The following is a 14743-nucleotide window of genomic DNA, read 5'->3' as shown; positions in this document are numbered from 1 at the left end:
ACCGCTCCGCAACCACTAAACGCGACTCACCCCAACCACGGGGCAATGACCGACTGGACAGAGAAGTACCGCCCGACGACGCTGTCGGAGGTACGCGGCAACAACAAGGCCCGCGACCAGTTAGCGGAGTGGGCTGAGACGTGGGACGACCACCGCGAGTCGGTGATCGTCCACGGCAGCCCCGGCGTGGGGAAGACCTCCGCCGCCCACGCGCTGGCCAACGACATGGGGTGGCCGGTGATGGAACTCAACGCCAGCGACAGCCGGGGGGCCGACGTCATCGAGAAGATCGCGGGCGAGGCGTCCAAGAGCGGTACCCTCACCGCCGGCGAGTCGGGACGACGGCTGGTCATCTTAGACGAGGCCGACAACTTCCACGGCAACGCCGATTACGGCGGCTCGCGGGAGGTCACCCGCGTCGTCAAGGACGCCAATCAGCCGATCGTCCTCGTCGCGAACGAGTTCTACGACATGAGCCAGTCGCTTCGCAACGCCTGCGAGACGATCGAGTTCCGCGACGTCTCGAAACGCTCGATCGTCCCCGTCCTGCGGGACGTCTGCCGGCGGGAAGGCATCGAGTTCGAGGAGGAGGCCTTAGAGAAGATCGCCGAGTCGACCAGCGGCGACCTGCGGTCGGCGGTCAACGACCTGCAGGCGGTCGCCGAGGAGGCCGAACGCCTGACCGTCGACGACGTGGTGACCAGCGAGCGCGACACGACCGAGGGGATCTTTGACTTCCTCGACGAACTCATCAAGGAGAAAGACGCCGAGGGCGCACTGCGGGCCTCCTACGACGTCGACGAGACGCCGGACGACCTGCTCAACTGGATCGAGGACAACGTCCCGAAGGACTACGCAGGCGCGGAACTCGCCGACGCCTACGAGTTCCTCTCGAACGCCGACCGCTGGCTGGGGCGGGTACGCGCGACCCAGGACTACTCCTACTGGCGCTACGCGACCGACAACATGACCGCCGGCGTCGCCGCCTCCCGCCGAGGCGACAAGGGTGGCTGGACCCGCTACGGCCCGCCGAGCTACTGGTCGAAGCTCGGCCGGACGAAGGGGACCCGCAACACCCGCGATTCGATCGCCGAGCGTATCGCCGAGCGGGAGGGCGCAAGCGTCGCCACCGTCCGTCGGGAGATCCTCCCGTTCCTCTCGGCGATGACCCACCACTGCAAGAACCGCGACCTGACCGTCCGGATGGCCGCCGCCTACGACCTCGACGAGTCGGAGGTCTCCTTTATCACCGGCAGCGGGAAAGACACCAACAAGGTCCAGTCGATCGTCGCGGACGCCGAGGAACGCAAGGCCGAACTAGCCGTCGAACACTCCGGCGACGCCTTCTTCGAGGCCGACCGCTCGAGCGGGGACGCGACGGCGGAGGCCAACGCCGACGACGGCGAGAGCCAGCAGCCCCTCGCGGCGTCGGACGCCGAGGACGGGAGCGACCAGGCCGGTTCCGAGGGCGGCGACGACACGGCGACGGTCGACGAACCCGACGACGACCAGTCGGGACTGAGCGACTTCATGTGACCGCTCGCGGCCGGCTGCGGCCACCGACGACGAGCCGTACTCGTCCCGATATCTCAATCAGCCGACTGATCGATACTATTAGGTCGATAAACGGTGAGACCCTCTCTTGGTGATCGGTCGAATGACAGACCCCAACAGCTGCCCGCTCTGTGCCGAATCCTACGACGACCGCAACGGGCTTCGAGTCCACCTCGAGGTGGAACACCGGAAATCCGAGATCGTCAGCCGCCTCGTCGATCTCGACGCGGCGGTCGCCGACGGGTCTCCCGACGAGCGAGCGACCGCGGCCGACGACGAACCGCCGGCGCCGACGGCCTGAGAACGTCGTCCCGATCAGTCGTCGACGGGGAGCCGGTCGCGAAACGCCGGTGACAACGCATCGCAGACGCCGGCCGCGAGTTCCTGCGGGGTCGCGGTTTCGTCCCCGAGCGGCGGCACCGTCTCGACCGCGTGGCCGGTCATCCGCGCTAGCTCGTCGGGGTTCGTTCGCTCCGCGAGCGTCTCGCCCGCGTACTCGTTGACGACGACGCCGCGGACGTCGATTCCCCGGTCCTCGAGGGCGTCGATCGAGAGCGCGGTGTGGTTGAGCGTGCCCAGTCCCGAGCGCGTGACGACGATCGCCGCCGCGTCGAGGTCGTCGACGAGGTCGATCACTTCCTTGTCGCCGGCCAGCGGCACCCGGAGCCCGCCGATCCCCTCGACGATCGGGACCGGCGTCGCTTCGATTTCGCGCTCGCAGGCCTCGCGGATCGGCTCGTATGCGAGGTCCTCGTCGGCGACGTCGGCCGCGACTCGCGGGGCCAGCGCCGGCTCGAGAAAGCGCGGACAGGTGGCGGCATCGGGGTCGTCACAGGCCGCGGCGACGAACTCGGCGTCGTCGTCGGGCGGGTGGCCGGTCTGGGCGGGCTTGATCGCCCGTGCCTCGTGGCCCGCCTCCTGGAGCAGCCGGGTGAGGCCGGCCGTGACGACCGTCTTTCCGACGCCGGTGCCGGTGCCGACGACGGCGAGTGGCCGACTCATAGCAGCCCCACCTCTTCGCCCGCGGCCTGAAAGGCCTCGAGGCAGGCGATGATGTCGTCTCGATCGTGTGTAGCCATCGGAACGACGCGGATCCGGCTCGTCCCCTCGGGGACCGTCGGCGGCCGAATCGCCGGTGCGACGACATCGCGTTCACGGACCCCGTCGGCGAGGGCGATCGCGTCCCGCCGGTCGCCGACGACGACGGGGAGAATCTGGGAGTCGCCCCAGACCTCGAACCCCATCGACTCGAGGCCGTCCCGGAGGTGGGCGACGTTCTCCCAGAGGCGCTCGCGCGCGTCGCCGTGACGGGCGACGTGGAGCGCCTCGCTGGCCGCCGCGGCAGCCGGCGGCGCGAGGCCGGTCGAGAAGACGAACGACCGCGCGTCGTTTAGCAGGCACTCGATCAGCGCCGAGCTGCCGGCGACGTAGCCGCCCTGGCTCGCCAGCGCCTTCGAGAGCGTCCCCAGCTGGATCTGGACGCGGTCCTCGAGTCCTTCGGCCTGGACGACGCCGCCGCCGTCGGCGTAGAGGCCGGTCGCGTGGGCCTCGTCGACCATCACCCACGCGCCGTACTCCTCGGCGGCGTCACAGATCGCCGACAGCGGCGCGACGGTGCCGTCCATGCTGAACACCGAATCGGTGACGATCAGCCACGACTCGTCGGCCGGTTCCCGGCCCTCGCGAGTCGCACGCTCGACTCGTTCCTCGAGTTTCGCTCGCAGGTCCGCGGCGTCGCAGTGGTCGTAGACGACCGTCTCGGCGTCGGCGAGCCGGCAGCCGTCGATGATGCTGGCGTGGTTCAGCTCGTCGGAGAAGACGACGTCCGGCTCGAGGGCGGCGATCGTGCCGACGTTGGCGGCATACCCCGAGGAAAAGGCAAGCGCGCGCTCGGTCCCTTTGGTCTCTGCGAGCTGGCGTTCCAGGTCCCGGTGAACCAGCGTGTCGCCCGTGACGAGCCGGCTCGCACCGGCACCGGTGCCGACGGTCGCGGCCGCCTGCCGGGCGGCGTCCTGGACCCGCTGGTCGTCGGTCAGGCCCAGGTAGTTGTTCGAGGCGAAGACCAGCGCCTCCGCGCTGTCGAGGACCGGGAGGTCGCCGCCCGAGGGCTCGGCGAAGTAGCCGCGCTCGGCGACCCGGTCGACGGGCGAGAGGGCGCGCTTCAGATCGTGTTCCTCGAGGGCGGCGAGTCGCCCCTCGAGGTCGAACCCGCGGTCGGCCATTCGGGTAGATGGACTCAGCGCCACGATTTGACTCTCACGGTTCGGAACGGACGCCTGGTTCGGCTCGGGGACGGCTCGAGCCGGTTGATACACGGCAGTCTCGGGAATCGTCTCGTCTCATTCATAAAAACGGTCGGAGCGAACGTCGGCGTTCAGAAGCCGGGCATTAGATCTGCGGGGCCGAAGACGCCGTACTCGCCGGCGCGATTACGCCGGACGCCCGCTTTCAGGTACCCCAGCGCGGGCCCGTTGACGTTTGCCTCCATACTCGTCTCGTCGCCCAACTGGAAGGTGTTGGTCGCCGTCTCGCCGTCGAAGGTACGACCGGTCACGCGGACCGTCGTCGTCGTCGGCTTCTCGTCGTTGCGCACGTCGAGGATCCCGCCGACGGTGACGTCTTCGGCGTCACAGACGCCCGCACGCTCGAGGAGGACGTCGTCGGCGTGTTCCATGTCCTCGAACTCGATGACGCCGTCGTGGTCGTCGATGACGGCCTCGATCTCCGCGTCGGAGAGGTCGCGGGCGGTCTCGATGTCGTACTCGGGGAGGTGTGCGATGTCCTCGCGGACGGTCCCGCGGTTGTCCTCGTACCCCGATTTGAGGCCGACACCCCAGTGGATGTCGACGTCGGTGACCTCGACGAACGACTGGGCGGCCAGCGCGGCCGCGCCGGTCAGCAGGCCGGGGGTCGCGCCCGCGCCGCAGATGAACGTGATACCGTTCTCCTCGAACGCCTCGCTGCGGTCGTCGAGCATGTCGATCACGCGCGAGCGCTTGAGGACGTCGATCATCACGCCCGAATACTCGCCCTCGGCGAAGCGGTCGGCCGTCCGCGGGATGAAGTCGTGTTCGTAGTTCGGGAGCGCGAGCAACACGGCGTCGATCCGATCGCCGTGGTCGATGATCTCCTGAATGGAGTCCTCGCTGGGGTGGGCCTGGCTCGAGGCGACGACGCCTTTGTCCTCGCCGTGTTGTTTGACGCCGCCCTCGGCCGTCGCTGTGGCCGAGCCGCCGTCCGTCGCCACTTCGTTGTCTATATTGCCCTCCGTGGCCGCCAGCAGTTCGTCGACGTCGAGGCCGTCGAAATCGACGGCGACGCCGTGGCGGTCACATGCCGCGACGGGGGTCAGCGCGTCCTTTTGCTGGCTCACTTCGAGCGCTCGTCGGCCGATGCCTCCGGTTCCGAGTACCGCAAACGTAATTTCGTCCATAGGTGTCGATGTGCTGAATTCGTCGTGCCGTTAGTCGTCGCTCGGTTCCGCGCCCGTACTCGCCGTTTCACTCGAGGAGTCGGCGGCCCCGCTGTGGCGGGCCTTGACTTCCTCGGGATCGAACTCGTTGGTATCCCGGTTGGGCTCGAGTCCCGCACGCTCGATGATCTCGATGTCGTCGCCGGGCGACTGGCCCTCCGTCGTGAGGTAGTCGCCAGTCAGGATGCCGTCCGCGCCGGCCTCGAGCGGCAGGTGCTGCTCGTCGGGTGCCAAGTTGACCTCGCGGCCGCCGGTCAGGCGGACCCGCGACTCGGGGTGAAGCAGTTTGTAGACCGCGACCGTCTTGACGATCTCTTCGGTCGTGATGTCGACCCCCTGCTCGGCCAGCGGCGTCCCCGCGACCGGGTTGAGGACGTTGACCGGCAGCGAGGAGATCCCGATGTCCTGCAGGGCGATCGCGGCCTCGATGCGGTCTGTCGGCGTCTCGCCCATCCCGAGGATCACGCCCGCACAGAGGTCCATCCCGGCCTCCTTGGCGACCTCGAGGGTCTCGACCCGATCCTCGAAACTGTGGGAATCGACGATCTCGGGGAAGTAGTTCGGGGAGGTCTCGATGTTGTGATTGTAGTGGTTGATCCCCTCGTCGGCGAGGATCGCGGCCTCTTCCTCGGTGAGTATCCCGAGGGAAGCGTCGACCTCGAGGTCGCACTCGTCGCGGACGAGGCGGATCGACTCGAGGACTTCCTCCCACTCCTCAGGGCGGTGTTCCTTCGAGACGCCCTTCTCGGCGACGACGATGCCGAAGCGCTGGGCACCGTCGCGTTCGGCCCGCTTTGCGGCCTCGAGGACCTTCTCGGGCCCGAGGAAGCCGTAGGTGTCGATGCCGGTGTCGAAGTGGACCGACTGCGCGCAGAAGCCACAGTCCTCCGCGCAGTTGCCCGCCTTCGCGTTGACGATCGAGCAGGCGTCGACCGTGCCGTCACCGAAGTGATCCCGCACGGCAGCACCGGCCTCGGCGAGCGCGTCGGTCGGCTGGGCCATCAGCGCGAGCCCGTCGGTCCGATCGAGGCGTTCGCCGGCCATGACCCGCTCGAGTGCGTCGTCGACCGTCTCGTTGCCAGTCTCGTAAACCACGATTCGAATAGCGGTTGACGAGACTATAATGATTGTGGATTCTCACCGTGGGTGAAACGTACGCCCTCCCCTCGGAGCGACGCGACCGATCGGTGGGCCGCTCGTCCGGATTGCTGGAACGATTTCCCGGCGTAACCGCGATCTGGGCGGCGGTTGCGCCGGAAACGACCCACAGTAACCCGTCTCAGTCGTCGTCAATGACCCGGGCCGAGATCGCGTACGCCTCGCCGTCGTAGTGGTAGTAACGGGTGTCGTCGACTCCGAATATCGGCGTCACAGCGTTGTACTCCTCGAGTCGAACCCGGTCGGCGTCGTACTCGCGGGCCAACACGATGGCGTCCCGTAACTGATCGTTCCGCAGGAGCGTTTCCCTGATCAGTTCGGTTCCCTCCACGTCGTCGTCCGTCCGGACGAGTTCGTACGCACCCAGTCGTGTGTCGTCGTCCTCGGGAGCCACACGGTCCGAACTCGCAACGATGACGTCGCCCGCCCACCCGACGCTCGTGATCGCGTCCGTCGTCGTCAGCGACAGGGAGTCGGTCTCGAGGTCGAATCGGGCACAGAACCCGACCGACCCGTCGGCGGGGCCGTCGTCGAAGTCCACGTCGGTGCCGAAGACGTACTCGCCGCCACCGAGACCGGCGATCGGATCTGGCTCGGCGACGCCGTGGCCGCCGATCGATCGCCCGTCCTCGATCCCATCGTTATCGACGCTGAGGTCCCAGGCGAAGTTGTCGCCCGGTTCGAGGGTGTGTGCCGGCTCGTTTATCCCTCGTGGTGCGACGTAGTGCCAGCGGCCGTCGACGCGTTTGTGGAGTTGCCACGCGTACGGGTTGTACGAGAACTCGCCGCTCGACTCGTTGAACAGCGTGAACGTCAGTCGCTCGGACTCGGTGATCGACGCGGCCGACGGCTCGAGGTAGATCGCGGTCTCCCCGGGGTCGATCTCGTCGAACGCGACGAGCCGATCGACGTCGTAGTCGGGATAGCCGTTGGGATCGGTTCCCGACGGTGGGAGCGTCCGGTCGTCGTCCGGAAGCGGCGTGAGGTCGTCGTCCGGACTCGAGTCGTTCGCGGGCGACTCGTCGTCACCGGCGAGACAGCCGGCGAGTGCCATGCTACCGATCGCAGCGAGGAGGGAACGGCGCGGGCGGCGCATGACCGTTCCTGCAGACGGAACTGGTAAGTGTTTTGTCGGTATTCGGCAGTGGTTTCGGGGCGTCGTCGCGGCCAGGGGTCAGTCGATGACCGATCGGTCCCGCTCCGACGGGACGACCCGCGTCGGATCGATGACGGTGTCCGAGCGCAACAGCGACCGCAGCGTTCACATCGATTTCCCAACTTTTGTATAGTGCTGCATGGTGACATGCGGTATGGTTGTTAGTATCTCGGAGGAACACTTCGAGGACGTACCGGATTTCGACTACGAGCCCCAGTACGTCGACGTCGGCGAGTTGGACATGGCGTACGTGGAAACGGGCGGCAGCGAGGGCGGCGACGACGCCGAGGAGACGTTCCTCTGTCTGCACGGCGAGCCGACGTGGTCGTTTCTCTACCGCAAGATGATGCCGACGCTGGCCGAGCGCGGCCGCGTCGTCGTCCCCGACCTGATCGGCTGTGGCCGCTCGGACCGGTACGAGGACCGCGACGACTACACCGTCGAGATGCACTACGACGCGCTCCGGACGTTCGTCGAGGAACTCGAGTTGACGAATATCACGCTGGTCTGTCAGGACTGGGGCGGCCTGCTCGGACTCGCGCTCGCGGCCGACGAGCCCGAGCGCTTCGCCCGTCTCGTACCGATGAACACCGGCCTCCCCGACGGGACCCAGGAGATGACCGACACCTGGCACGCCTTCGCCGAGATGGTCGCCACCGCCGAGGACCTCGATATCGGCGAACTGGTCGCGAACGGCTGCTATCGAGACCTCTCCGAGGACGTGATCGACGCCTACCGCGCGCCGTTTCCCGACGAGCGATACATGGCCGGCGCGCGAACGTTCCCCGGCCTCGTCCCGCAGTCGCCCGACGATCCCGGCGCCGATCTGTTCGCCGACGCACGGGACCGACTCGCGGCGTGGGAGAAACCCGCGTTCGTCCTGTTCGCGAAGGAAGACCCGATCACCGCCGACAACCGCGATCCGCTACGCGGGCTGCTCCCGACCGCGAGCGACCAGCCCGACGTCTGGATCGACGAGGCGGCGCACTTCCTGCAGGAAGACGCTGGCGAGGAGATCGCCGACCGCATCGTCGACTTCGTCGACCGGACCTGATCCGGCCACCGAACCGGGGGCCGACCACGCGAAACCGGGTCCGACCCGACGGCCGACGACTACTGGCGGTCTTCGAAGAACTCCCGGAGCAGCGGATACCACGCACCGCAGACCGCTCCGAACACCAGCAGTGCGTAGAACGCACCCCAGTGTCGGTGCGGAACCGGAGACGCGGTCGCGGTAACGAGTCCGAACACGAACGGCGCTCCGTAGGCGATGATGGCGACCCACAGCACGACGCCGTACGCAGTCCCCAGGCAGGCACAGAGGAACGGGTTCCGATAGCTCTCCGCGAGCGGACGCGGAACGCGCCGTCCCATCCGCAGGCGGTTCACGAGCGCGACGAACGGCCCGGCGGCGAGGACGCTGTGACCGAACACGAGCGTCCACTCGTTGACGACCCCCTCGAGTCCGTAGACGGCGGCGACCGTTCGAAGGTTCCCGGTCGCGTGTAACACGCCACCGAGAGCCACGCCGGCGATCAGCGCGGCCGTCACCGTCGTGAGAACGGTGACCGGTGAGAGAACCCCACCGCGCCGTGATCGTCTATAAGCCATGAAAACCAGTCGAAACTACACCCATAATAATTTTCCTGATTTCTAGACAAATGTCTAGTTTTATGACGAAACATAGCCAACCATCGAACAGGCCCCGTCGATCAGGGTCGAACCGCTATCGCGGCGTCTCCGATCCCCACTTCTCGAGGGCCGTCGCCAGTTCGGGGTGGTCCTCGGCGTAGTCCTCGAGAGTCGTGCCGGCCATCGACGCCTCGACGGATTGGCGGAGCGCTTTCGCGCCCGCGTGGGTACCGTCGGGGTGCCCGTGAACGCCGCCGGCCTGGACGATGATGTCGGTCCCCAGCGCCTCGAGCAGTTGATCGACGACGCCGGGATGGAGCCCACCGGAAGCGTCCGGCAGGACCGGCCGCAGGTCGTGACAGTCATCCGTGAGCCACTCGTTGATCCCCGGCGTGTCCTCGTTCGCGAGTTTCCCCAGCCCTGCAGTGCCGGTGTGGATGTTCGCCGACGGCGAAGGGACGGCCGAATCCACGTCGATCACTCCGAACTCCTGATTCTTCGAACCAGATCCCGAACTGGCGTTTCACTGGACGATTGTCCACCCCGTTTCCGTCAGACGCTCCCGACGGCCAGTAGAGTAATCAGACAGCAATATCGTCCGCCGTGACTGAAAAAATTCCAAAAATTAAAGTCGCGTGATAATCCATTGATAGAGAGCGAGCGTATGTACGATAGTACGACGGACATCACTCCGGGCGAAGGCGCGTTCGAGGCGGGCTCGAACGCCGACGACTACCTCGGAGACCTCGAGGCGGCAGCCGAGTCAGGCGACGAACACGCGTCCGGAATCGACGCCGCCGAGGACCGGACGGCGGCGGATGTCTTCGATCAACTCCGAGACGACGCCGACGTGGGTGGGACCGACGACATCCTCGCCGACGAGAGTCCGGACGACATCATCGCGAGCGCGAACGACCCCGAGCCGGAGACGGAGACGGTCGACGACGCGCTGCTGGCCGACGACGACGAACTCACGGACCTCCTGCTGACCGGCCGCTCGACCGACGGCGAGGGCGAGTTCCACTGGGTCGATCCCGATGGTTCGGAGGGGTCGACGGCGACTGCTGGTTCCCAGTCGGCGTCGGATGCGGAGTCGACACCGGCCTGGGAAGCCGGCGGGACGGACCTCGACGACGTCTTCGGCGATGCGGTCGACGATAGGGGGGCCGCGTCCGAACCCGACGACGCGGCCGAACCGGGAGCTGCCGACGGCGCGGCGGACGAGTCCGAGACCGGGGCAGACACGGCCCTCGAGTTCGACGATGCGTCGACCGCTCCGGAGACGGACACGTGCATCGAGGACGAGCCCGACGCCACGATGTCCATCGGATCCGAACCGTCGTCCGAGGGTGACTCGGCTCCCGGGACAGACGACGCGAGTTCGGACGACGACGTCGCGGTATCGCCGGCGGACACCGAGACCGAGGCCCCCCTCGAGGACGCTGGCGCCAATACCGCCACGAGCGAGAGCGACGCCGAGAACGGTGCCGACCCCGACCTCGCGGACGGCCTCGAGGGGACCGCGACCCGCGCCGACGATGTGCCCGACGCGATCCCCTCTCTCGGGACCGACGACCGGGATACCGCCGCGAACGAGGGCGACGGTCCGACGGACGACGCCGACGAATCCACGGCCGAGGACGACGGATCGACGACGGATTCCGACGGCTCGAGCGGACCGCTCTCCCGGCTCCGGTCGGCGCTGAACGGGTTGTTCTGATCGCTCGCTGCTGTCGCTTCGCCCGCACAATCCGGCGGCCACTTTTTCGGATCGGAAGCCGGCCTCGAGCGAACCGACCGTCACGGATCGGGATGCCAGTCGAGTCCGGACCGTCGAACCGAAAACGTCCGCTCGCCACACGACGGGCAGCGCGTCCCGCCGCCGGGTACGACGTCTCGCTCGGGGATCGTCCCTTCGAGGCCGCAGTCGTCGCATTCGATCCAGACCGGCATAGCCGTGACTGCGGGCCCCATCAGTCTGAAGCTATTGCAGGAATTCGACTGCAGTCGACGCTCGAGCCGGTCGATCGCGACACGAAGAGAAGAACGCAAAGAGAGAGCCGCCACGCCGGTCACGGACCGACGCGGGGGCCGACGGCGTTAGTCGAGGAAGCCTTCGATGTGGTCGGCGACTTCCTCGGGGGTGTCACCGACGGGGACGCCGGCGTCGTTGAGCGCCGAAATCTTGCTCTCGGCGGTCCCGGTGCCGGAGCCGGAGACGATCGCGCCGGCGTGGCCCATCCGCTTGCCCGGGGGTGCGGTGCGGCCGGCGATGAAGCCGGCGACCGGCGTGTCGACGTTCTCGCCGATGAACGCGGCCGCTTCCTCCTCGTCTTCCCCGCCGATCTCACCGCACATGACGATGGCGTCGGTGTCGGGATCGTTCTCGAACAGCTCGAGGGCGTCGACGAAGTCGGTGCCGATGATCGGGTCGCCGCCGATGCCGATGGCGGTGGTCTGGCCGATGCCGCGGTTGGTCAGGCTGTCGACGACCTGGTAGGTCAGGGTCCCCGAGCGGGAGACCAGACCGACATTACCCTCGGAGAAGATGTTCCCCGGCAGGATGCCGAGTTTGGCCTCGCCGGGCGTGATGAGGCCGGGACAGTTCGGCCCGATGAGACGGGTGTCGGTCTCGGAGAGGCGCTTGTTGACTCGCGCCATGTCCTGGGTCGGGATGCCCTCCGTGATCGCGACCGCGAGGTCGAGATCGGCGTCGAGCGATTCGAAGACGGCGTCGCCGGCGAACGCCGGCGGGACGAAGATGACCGAGGTGTCGGCGTTTTCCTCCTCGACCGCTTCGTGGACCGTGTCGTAGACCGGGACGCCGGCGGCCTCCTGCCCGCCCTTGCCGGGGACCGCGCCGGCGACGACGTTGGTGCCGTACTCCATCATCTGTTCGGCGTGGAACTTCCCTTCCCCGCCGGTGATGCCCTGTACCACGACGCGCGTGTCGTCGTCGACTAGTACGCTCATTGTTCGTTCACCTCGTCAGCGTATTCGACAGCACGCTGGACCGCGCCCTCGAGGGTCTGATCGACCGTCACGAGGTCCTCGTTCAGAATCTCCATGCCTTCCTCCCAGTTGGTGCCGGCCAGTCGGACGACGACCGGCTTGGGGATCTCGTCGAACTGCTCTAGGGCCTCGTTGATCCCGCGGGCGACCTCGTCGCCGCGCGTGATGCCGCCGAAGATGTTGAAGACGACCGAATCGACGTTGTCGTCGGAGAAGACCATATCGAGCGCGTTCGCGATGCGGGCGGCCTTCGCGCCGCCACCCACGTCGAGGAAGTTAGCGGGCTCGCCGCCGTAGTAGTCGACCAGATCCAGCGTCGTCATCACGAGCCCGGCACCGTTGCCGATGATGCCGACGTTGCCGTCCAGCCGGACGTAGTCGAAGCCGTACTCGTCGGCCTTCTGCTCGAGTTCGTCGCCGCCGGCCGCTTCCTCTTCCATCTCGGCGAGTTCGGGCTGGCGGAACAGCGCGTCCTCGTCGATGTTCATCACGGCGTCGGCCGCGATGACCTCGTTATCGCTGGTGACCATCAGCGGGTTGATCTCGGCGTCGGCGCCGTCTTTCTCGTCCCAGAGTTCGTACAGCGTCGTCAGGACGCTCGAGACGTCGCGCGCGATCGACTGGTCGACGCCGGCGTCGTAGACGGCCTTGCGGGCCTGGTAGGGATGCATCCCGAACGCGGGGTCGATGTGTTCGCGGGCGATCGCCTCGGGGTCCTCCTCGGCGACCTCTTCGATGTTGACCCCGCCCTTGGTCGAGACCATCGCGACGGGTTTGCCCTCGCCGCGGTCCATCGTGATCCCGACGTAGAGTTCGTTCACGAAGTCGACCGCTTCCTCGACGAGGACCCGGTCCACGTGATAGCCCTTCAGGTCCATCCCGAGGATAGACTCGGCGGCCTCGCGGGCCTCGTCCTCGTCCTCGGCGAGTTTGATTCCGCCGGCCTTCCCCCGGCCGCCGACCTGTACTTGCGCCTTGACCGCGACTGGATAGCCGATCTCCTCGGCCGCGGCGACGACGCCGTCGACGTCGGACGCGAGCTGCGAGTCCGGCGTCGGTACCCCGGCATCGGCGAAGACCTGCTTCGCCTGGTACTCGTGTAATTTCATACCATTCGAACGGCCGTTCCGGCCTTGCTTAAATCCTGCCAGTTTCCACTCGCCACGGGTGATCCATCGACGTGCATTAACGACACTGCCGCCGGATTCCCCCGACCGTCGTTTCAGTCCCCTTCTTTGTGTGGGTTCTCAACTGAACTGACCGTCTACGGGGGGACACGTTCGAACTCCGACCCGAAGCCTCGGCACGACTGGTCGATTTTCAACCCGCCGGCCGGCACGCCCTTGGCACAGCATTCAACCCTCGGCTCTTCTAACGGTCGAGACGAACACCGCTGTGACGAATCCCACCGCGACCCGGCGTCCCTCGAGCTGGGCGTCGTCGCTCGCCGCCGTGGCCCGATTCCTGGTCCACAGTAACCTCTTTATCTCGCTGGCGACGGTCAGCGTCGTCGTGACGACGACGCGGCTCGCGGACCTGCCCCTCGAGGCGCTGCCGGTCTTCATCGTCTTCGCGGCGACGATGTTCGTCTACACGGTCAACCGGTTTACCGACCTCGCGGAGGACGAGCAAAACGTCCCGCGGCGTGCGGCGTTTACGAAGCGGTACGGCCGGTACTGGCTGCCGATCGGGGTCGGCCTCTACATCGTCGCGGTCGCGGTTGCCATCGCGCTCGGGCTCTCGGGCGCACACTATCTGGTTCTTCCGCTCGCGGTCGTCCTGTTGTACTCCGTCGGCGGAATCAAGCAGGTCTTCCTCGTGAAGAACCTCGTCGTCGGGTTCGCCTGGGGTGCGATCCCGCTGGGCGTCGGCTACTACTACGGACGGGTGTTCGCCCCCGAGATCCTGTTTCTGGCCACCTACGTGACCGTCATGATCACGATCGCCGCGGTGGTCTTCGATGTGAAAGACATCGAGGGCGACCGCGCGGAAGGGATCCCGACAGTACCGAACCTGTTCGGACCAGCCCGGACGCGCCAACTGTCGCTGCTGGCGACCGCAGCCGTCGCGGCGGCGGTCGTCGGCGGCGTCGTCAGCGGCGTCGTCCCCGGCGAGTTCCTCGCGGTCCTCGCGATGAACGCCTACGTCTGTGCCTACATCCCCTTCGCGACGCCCGATCGGGGCCCCCTCTACTACGGCTTCGTCGTCGACGGCGAACACGTCTTCCTCGCGGCCGTCGTCCTCGCCCTCGAGTGGCTGGTCTGGTGACCGCCTCGCGCCGGTCGAGGGGGCACCATGCCTGTCCCGGCCGGATCGACAGCCCCTCGACCTACGTCCCAACGTTTATTCGGCTGTCGTGACTTGCAGGAAAAGAAATGGGTGTACTCGATTCGTTCGGCATCTTAGCCGCAAGTATCATCACGGCGTTGGTCATGCTCCTCTTCGCCGTCCTCAGTTTCTTCGTCACCGTGTTCATCGTCCAGGCGGGCGCCGGACTGGCCGGCTACTCGCCGGGCGCGGACTTCGTCGTCCTCTCGGCCGCGATCCTCTCGACCGGGGTGATCGTCGCGGGCGCGTCCCCGGTCTCGGGACTCGCGAACACCGATCAGTAACGCGTTCGACCCCTGATACAGACCGGTAGCGCATACCTCCGTCTTCAGGCGGAGGTCAAGCGATAGGCATAGTGCGTCAATCCACGAGTCCTGCCATTACTTGATTTCCCACGCTTCACCGAAGGTATTAACACGCCGACGAACTAC

14 protein-coding genes and 1 pseudogene are annotated in these 14743 nt (G+C 67.0%); 6 read left to right on the top strand and 9 right to left on the bottom strand.

Going from position 1 to position 14743, the window contains the following annotated elements:
• Positions 1-45: 45 nt before the first annotated feature.
• Together ACERIM_RS18660 and ACERIM_RS18655 are read left to right on the top strand one after the other, a co-directional pair.
• The gene (locus tag ACERIM_RS18660; RefSeq protein WP_373633756.1) at positions 46-1536 is read left to right on the top strand and encodes a replication factor C large subunit; all 1491 of its coding nucleotides are present in this window, start codon (positions 46-48) and stop codon (positions 1534-1536) included.
• Positions 1537-1657: 121 nt separating this feature from the next.
• Entirely contained in the window at positions 1658-1855 is a 198-nt protein-coding gene (locus tag ACERIM_RS18655; protein ID WP_373633755.1) for a hypothetical protein, read from the top strand.
• 14 nt (positions 1856-1869) lie between these two features.
• Here the strand turns inward: ACERIM_RS18655 and bioD are convergent, their stop codons facing one another.
• The 5 genes from bioD to ACERIM_RS18630 all read right to left on the bottom strand — a co-directional run bounded on the left by bioD (position 1870) and on the right by ACERIM_RS18630 (position 7280).
• The gene (gene bioD / locus ACERIM_RS18650) at positions 1870-2556 is read right to left on the bottom strand and encodes a dethiobiotin synthase (RefSeq protein WP_373633754.1); all 687 of its coding nucleotides are present in this window, start codon (positions 2554-2556) and stop codon (positions 1870-1872) included.
• Complete coding sequence (locus ACERIM_RS18645) at positions 2553-3776, bottom strand: aminotransferase class I/II-fold pyridoxal phosphate-dependent enzyme (RefSeq protein WP_373633753.1); 1224 nt, start codon at positions 3774-3776, stop codon at positions 2553-2555. Before ACERIM_RS18645 ends, bioD begins: the two co-directional genes overlap by 4 nt.
• A 152-nt stretch (positions 3777-3928) precedes the next feature.
• Complete coding sequence (locus tag ACERIM_RS18640; RefSeq protein WP_373633752.1) at positions 3929-4987, bottom strand: transcriptional regulator; 1059 nt, start codon at positions 4985-4987, stop codon at positions 3929-3931.
• 30 nt (positions 4988-5017) lie between these two features.
• Positions 5018-6121: a biotin synthase BioB gene (gene bioB / locus ACERIM_RS18635; protein WP_373633751.1), complete on the bottom strand. Its 1104-nt coding sequence runs from the start codon at positions 6119-6121 to the stop codon at positions 5018-5020.
• Positions 6122-6305: 184 nt separating this feature from the next.
• Positions 6306-7280: a hypothetical protein gene (locus ACERIM_RS18630; protein WP_373633750.1), complete on the bottom strand. Its 975-nt coding sequence runs from the start codon at positions 7278-7280 to the stop codon at positions 6306-6308.
• 214 nt (positions 7281-7494) lie between these two features.
• Between ACERIM_RS18630 and ACERIM_RS18625 the strand changes: the two genes are divergently transcribed.
• The gene (locus ACERIM_RS18625; protein ID WP_373633749.1) at positions 7495-8394 is read left to right on the top strand and encodes a haloalkane dehalogenase; all 900 of its coding nucleotides are present in this window, start codon (positions 7495-7497) and stop codon (positions 8392-8394) included.
• 59 nt (positions 8395-8453) lie between these two features.
• On the opposite strand, the gene ACERIM_RS18620 is transcribed toward ACERIM_RS18625, so the two are convergent.
• Together ACERIM_RS18620 and ACERIM_RS18615 are read right to left on the bottom strand one after the other, a co-directional pair.
• Positions 8454-8951, bottom strand: coding sequence for a hypothetical protein (locus ACERIM_RS18620; RefSeq protein WP_015298876.1), 498 nt, complete (start codon positions 8949-8951; stop codon positions 8454-8456).
• Positions 8952-9066: 115 nt separating this feature from the next.
• Positions 9067-9414, bottom strand: a pseudogene (locus tag ACERIM_RS18615) (RuBisCO large subunit C-terminal-like domain-containing protein); the annotation flags it as partial.
• A gap of 222 nt (positions 9415-9636) precedes the next feature.
• Between ACERIM_RS18615 and ACERIM_RS18610 the strand changes: the two are divergent.
• Complete coding sequence (locus ACERIM_RS18610) at positions 9637-10692, top strand: hypothetical protein (protein WP_373633748.1); 1056 nt, start codon at positions 9637-9639, stop codon at positions 10690-10692.
• 380 nt (positions 10693-11072) lie between these two features.
• Here ACERIM_RS18610 and sucD read toward each other — a convergent pair whose 3' ends face one another.
• Both sucD and sucC read right to left on the bottom strand, forming a co-directional pair.
• Entirely contained in the window at positions 11073-11945 is an 873-nt protein-coding gene (sucD, locus tag ACERIM_RS18605; RefSeq protein WP_006179351.1) for a succinate--CoA ligase subunit alpha, read from the bottom strand.
• Positions 11942-13093 (bottom strand): ADP-forming succinate--CoA ligase subunit beta, encoded by a 1152-nt coding sequence (sucC, locus tag ACERIM_RS18600; protein ID WP_006179352.1) that lies wholly within the window; start codon positions 13091-13093, stop codon positions 11942-11944. Before sucC ends, sucD begins: the two co-directional genes overlap by 4 nt.
• Before the next feature lie 286 nt (positions 13094-13379).
• On the opposite strand from sucC, the gene ACERIM_RS18595 reads away from it, so the two are divergent.
• Together ACERIM_RS18595 and ACERIM_RS18590 are read left to right on the top strand one after the other, a co-directional pair.
• Positions 13380-14252, top strand: coding sequence for a UbiA family prenyltransferase (locus ACERIM_RS18595; protein ID WP_373633747.1), 873 nt, complete (start codon positions 13380-13382; stop codon positions 14250-14252).
• 107 nt (positions 14253-14359) lie between these two features.
• Positions 14360-14596: a hypothetical protein gene (locus tag ACERIM_RS18590; RefSeq protein ID WP_373633746.1), complete on the top strand. Its 237-nt coding sequence runs from the start codon at positions 14360-14362 to the stop codon at positions 14594-14596.
• Positions 14597-14743 lie beyond the last annotated feature (147 nt).

The sequence above is a fragment of the Natrinema sp. H-ect1 genome (assembly GCF_041821105.1).
GTDB lineage: Archaea > Halobacteriota > Halobacteria > Halobacteriales > Natrialbaceae > Natrinema > Natrinema thermotolerans.
Note: the sequence above shows the minus strand (reverse complement) of the source record. Positions and strands in the feature narration are given on the sequence as shown.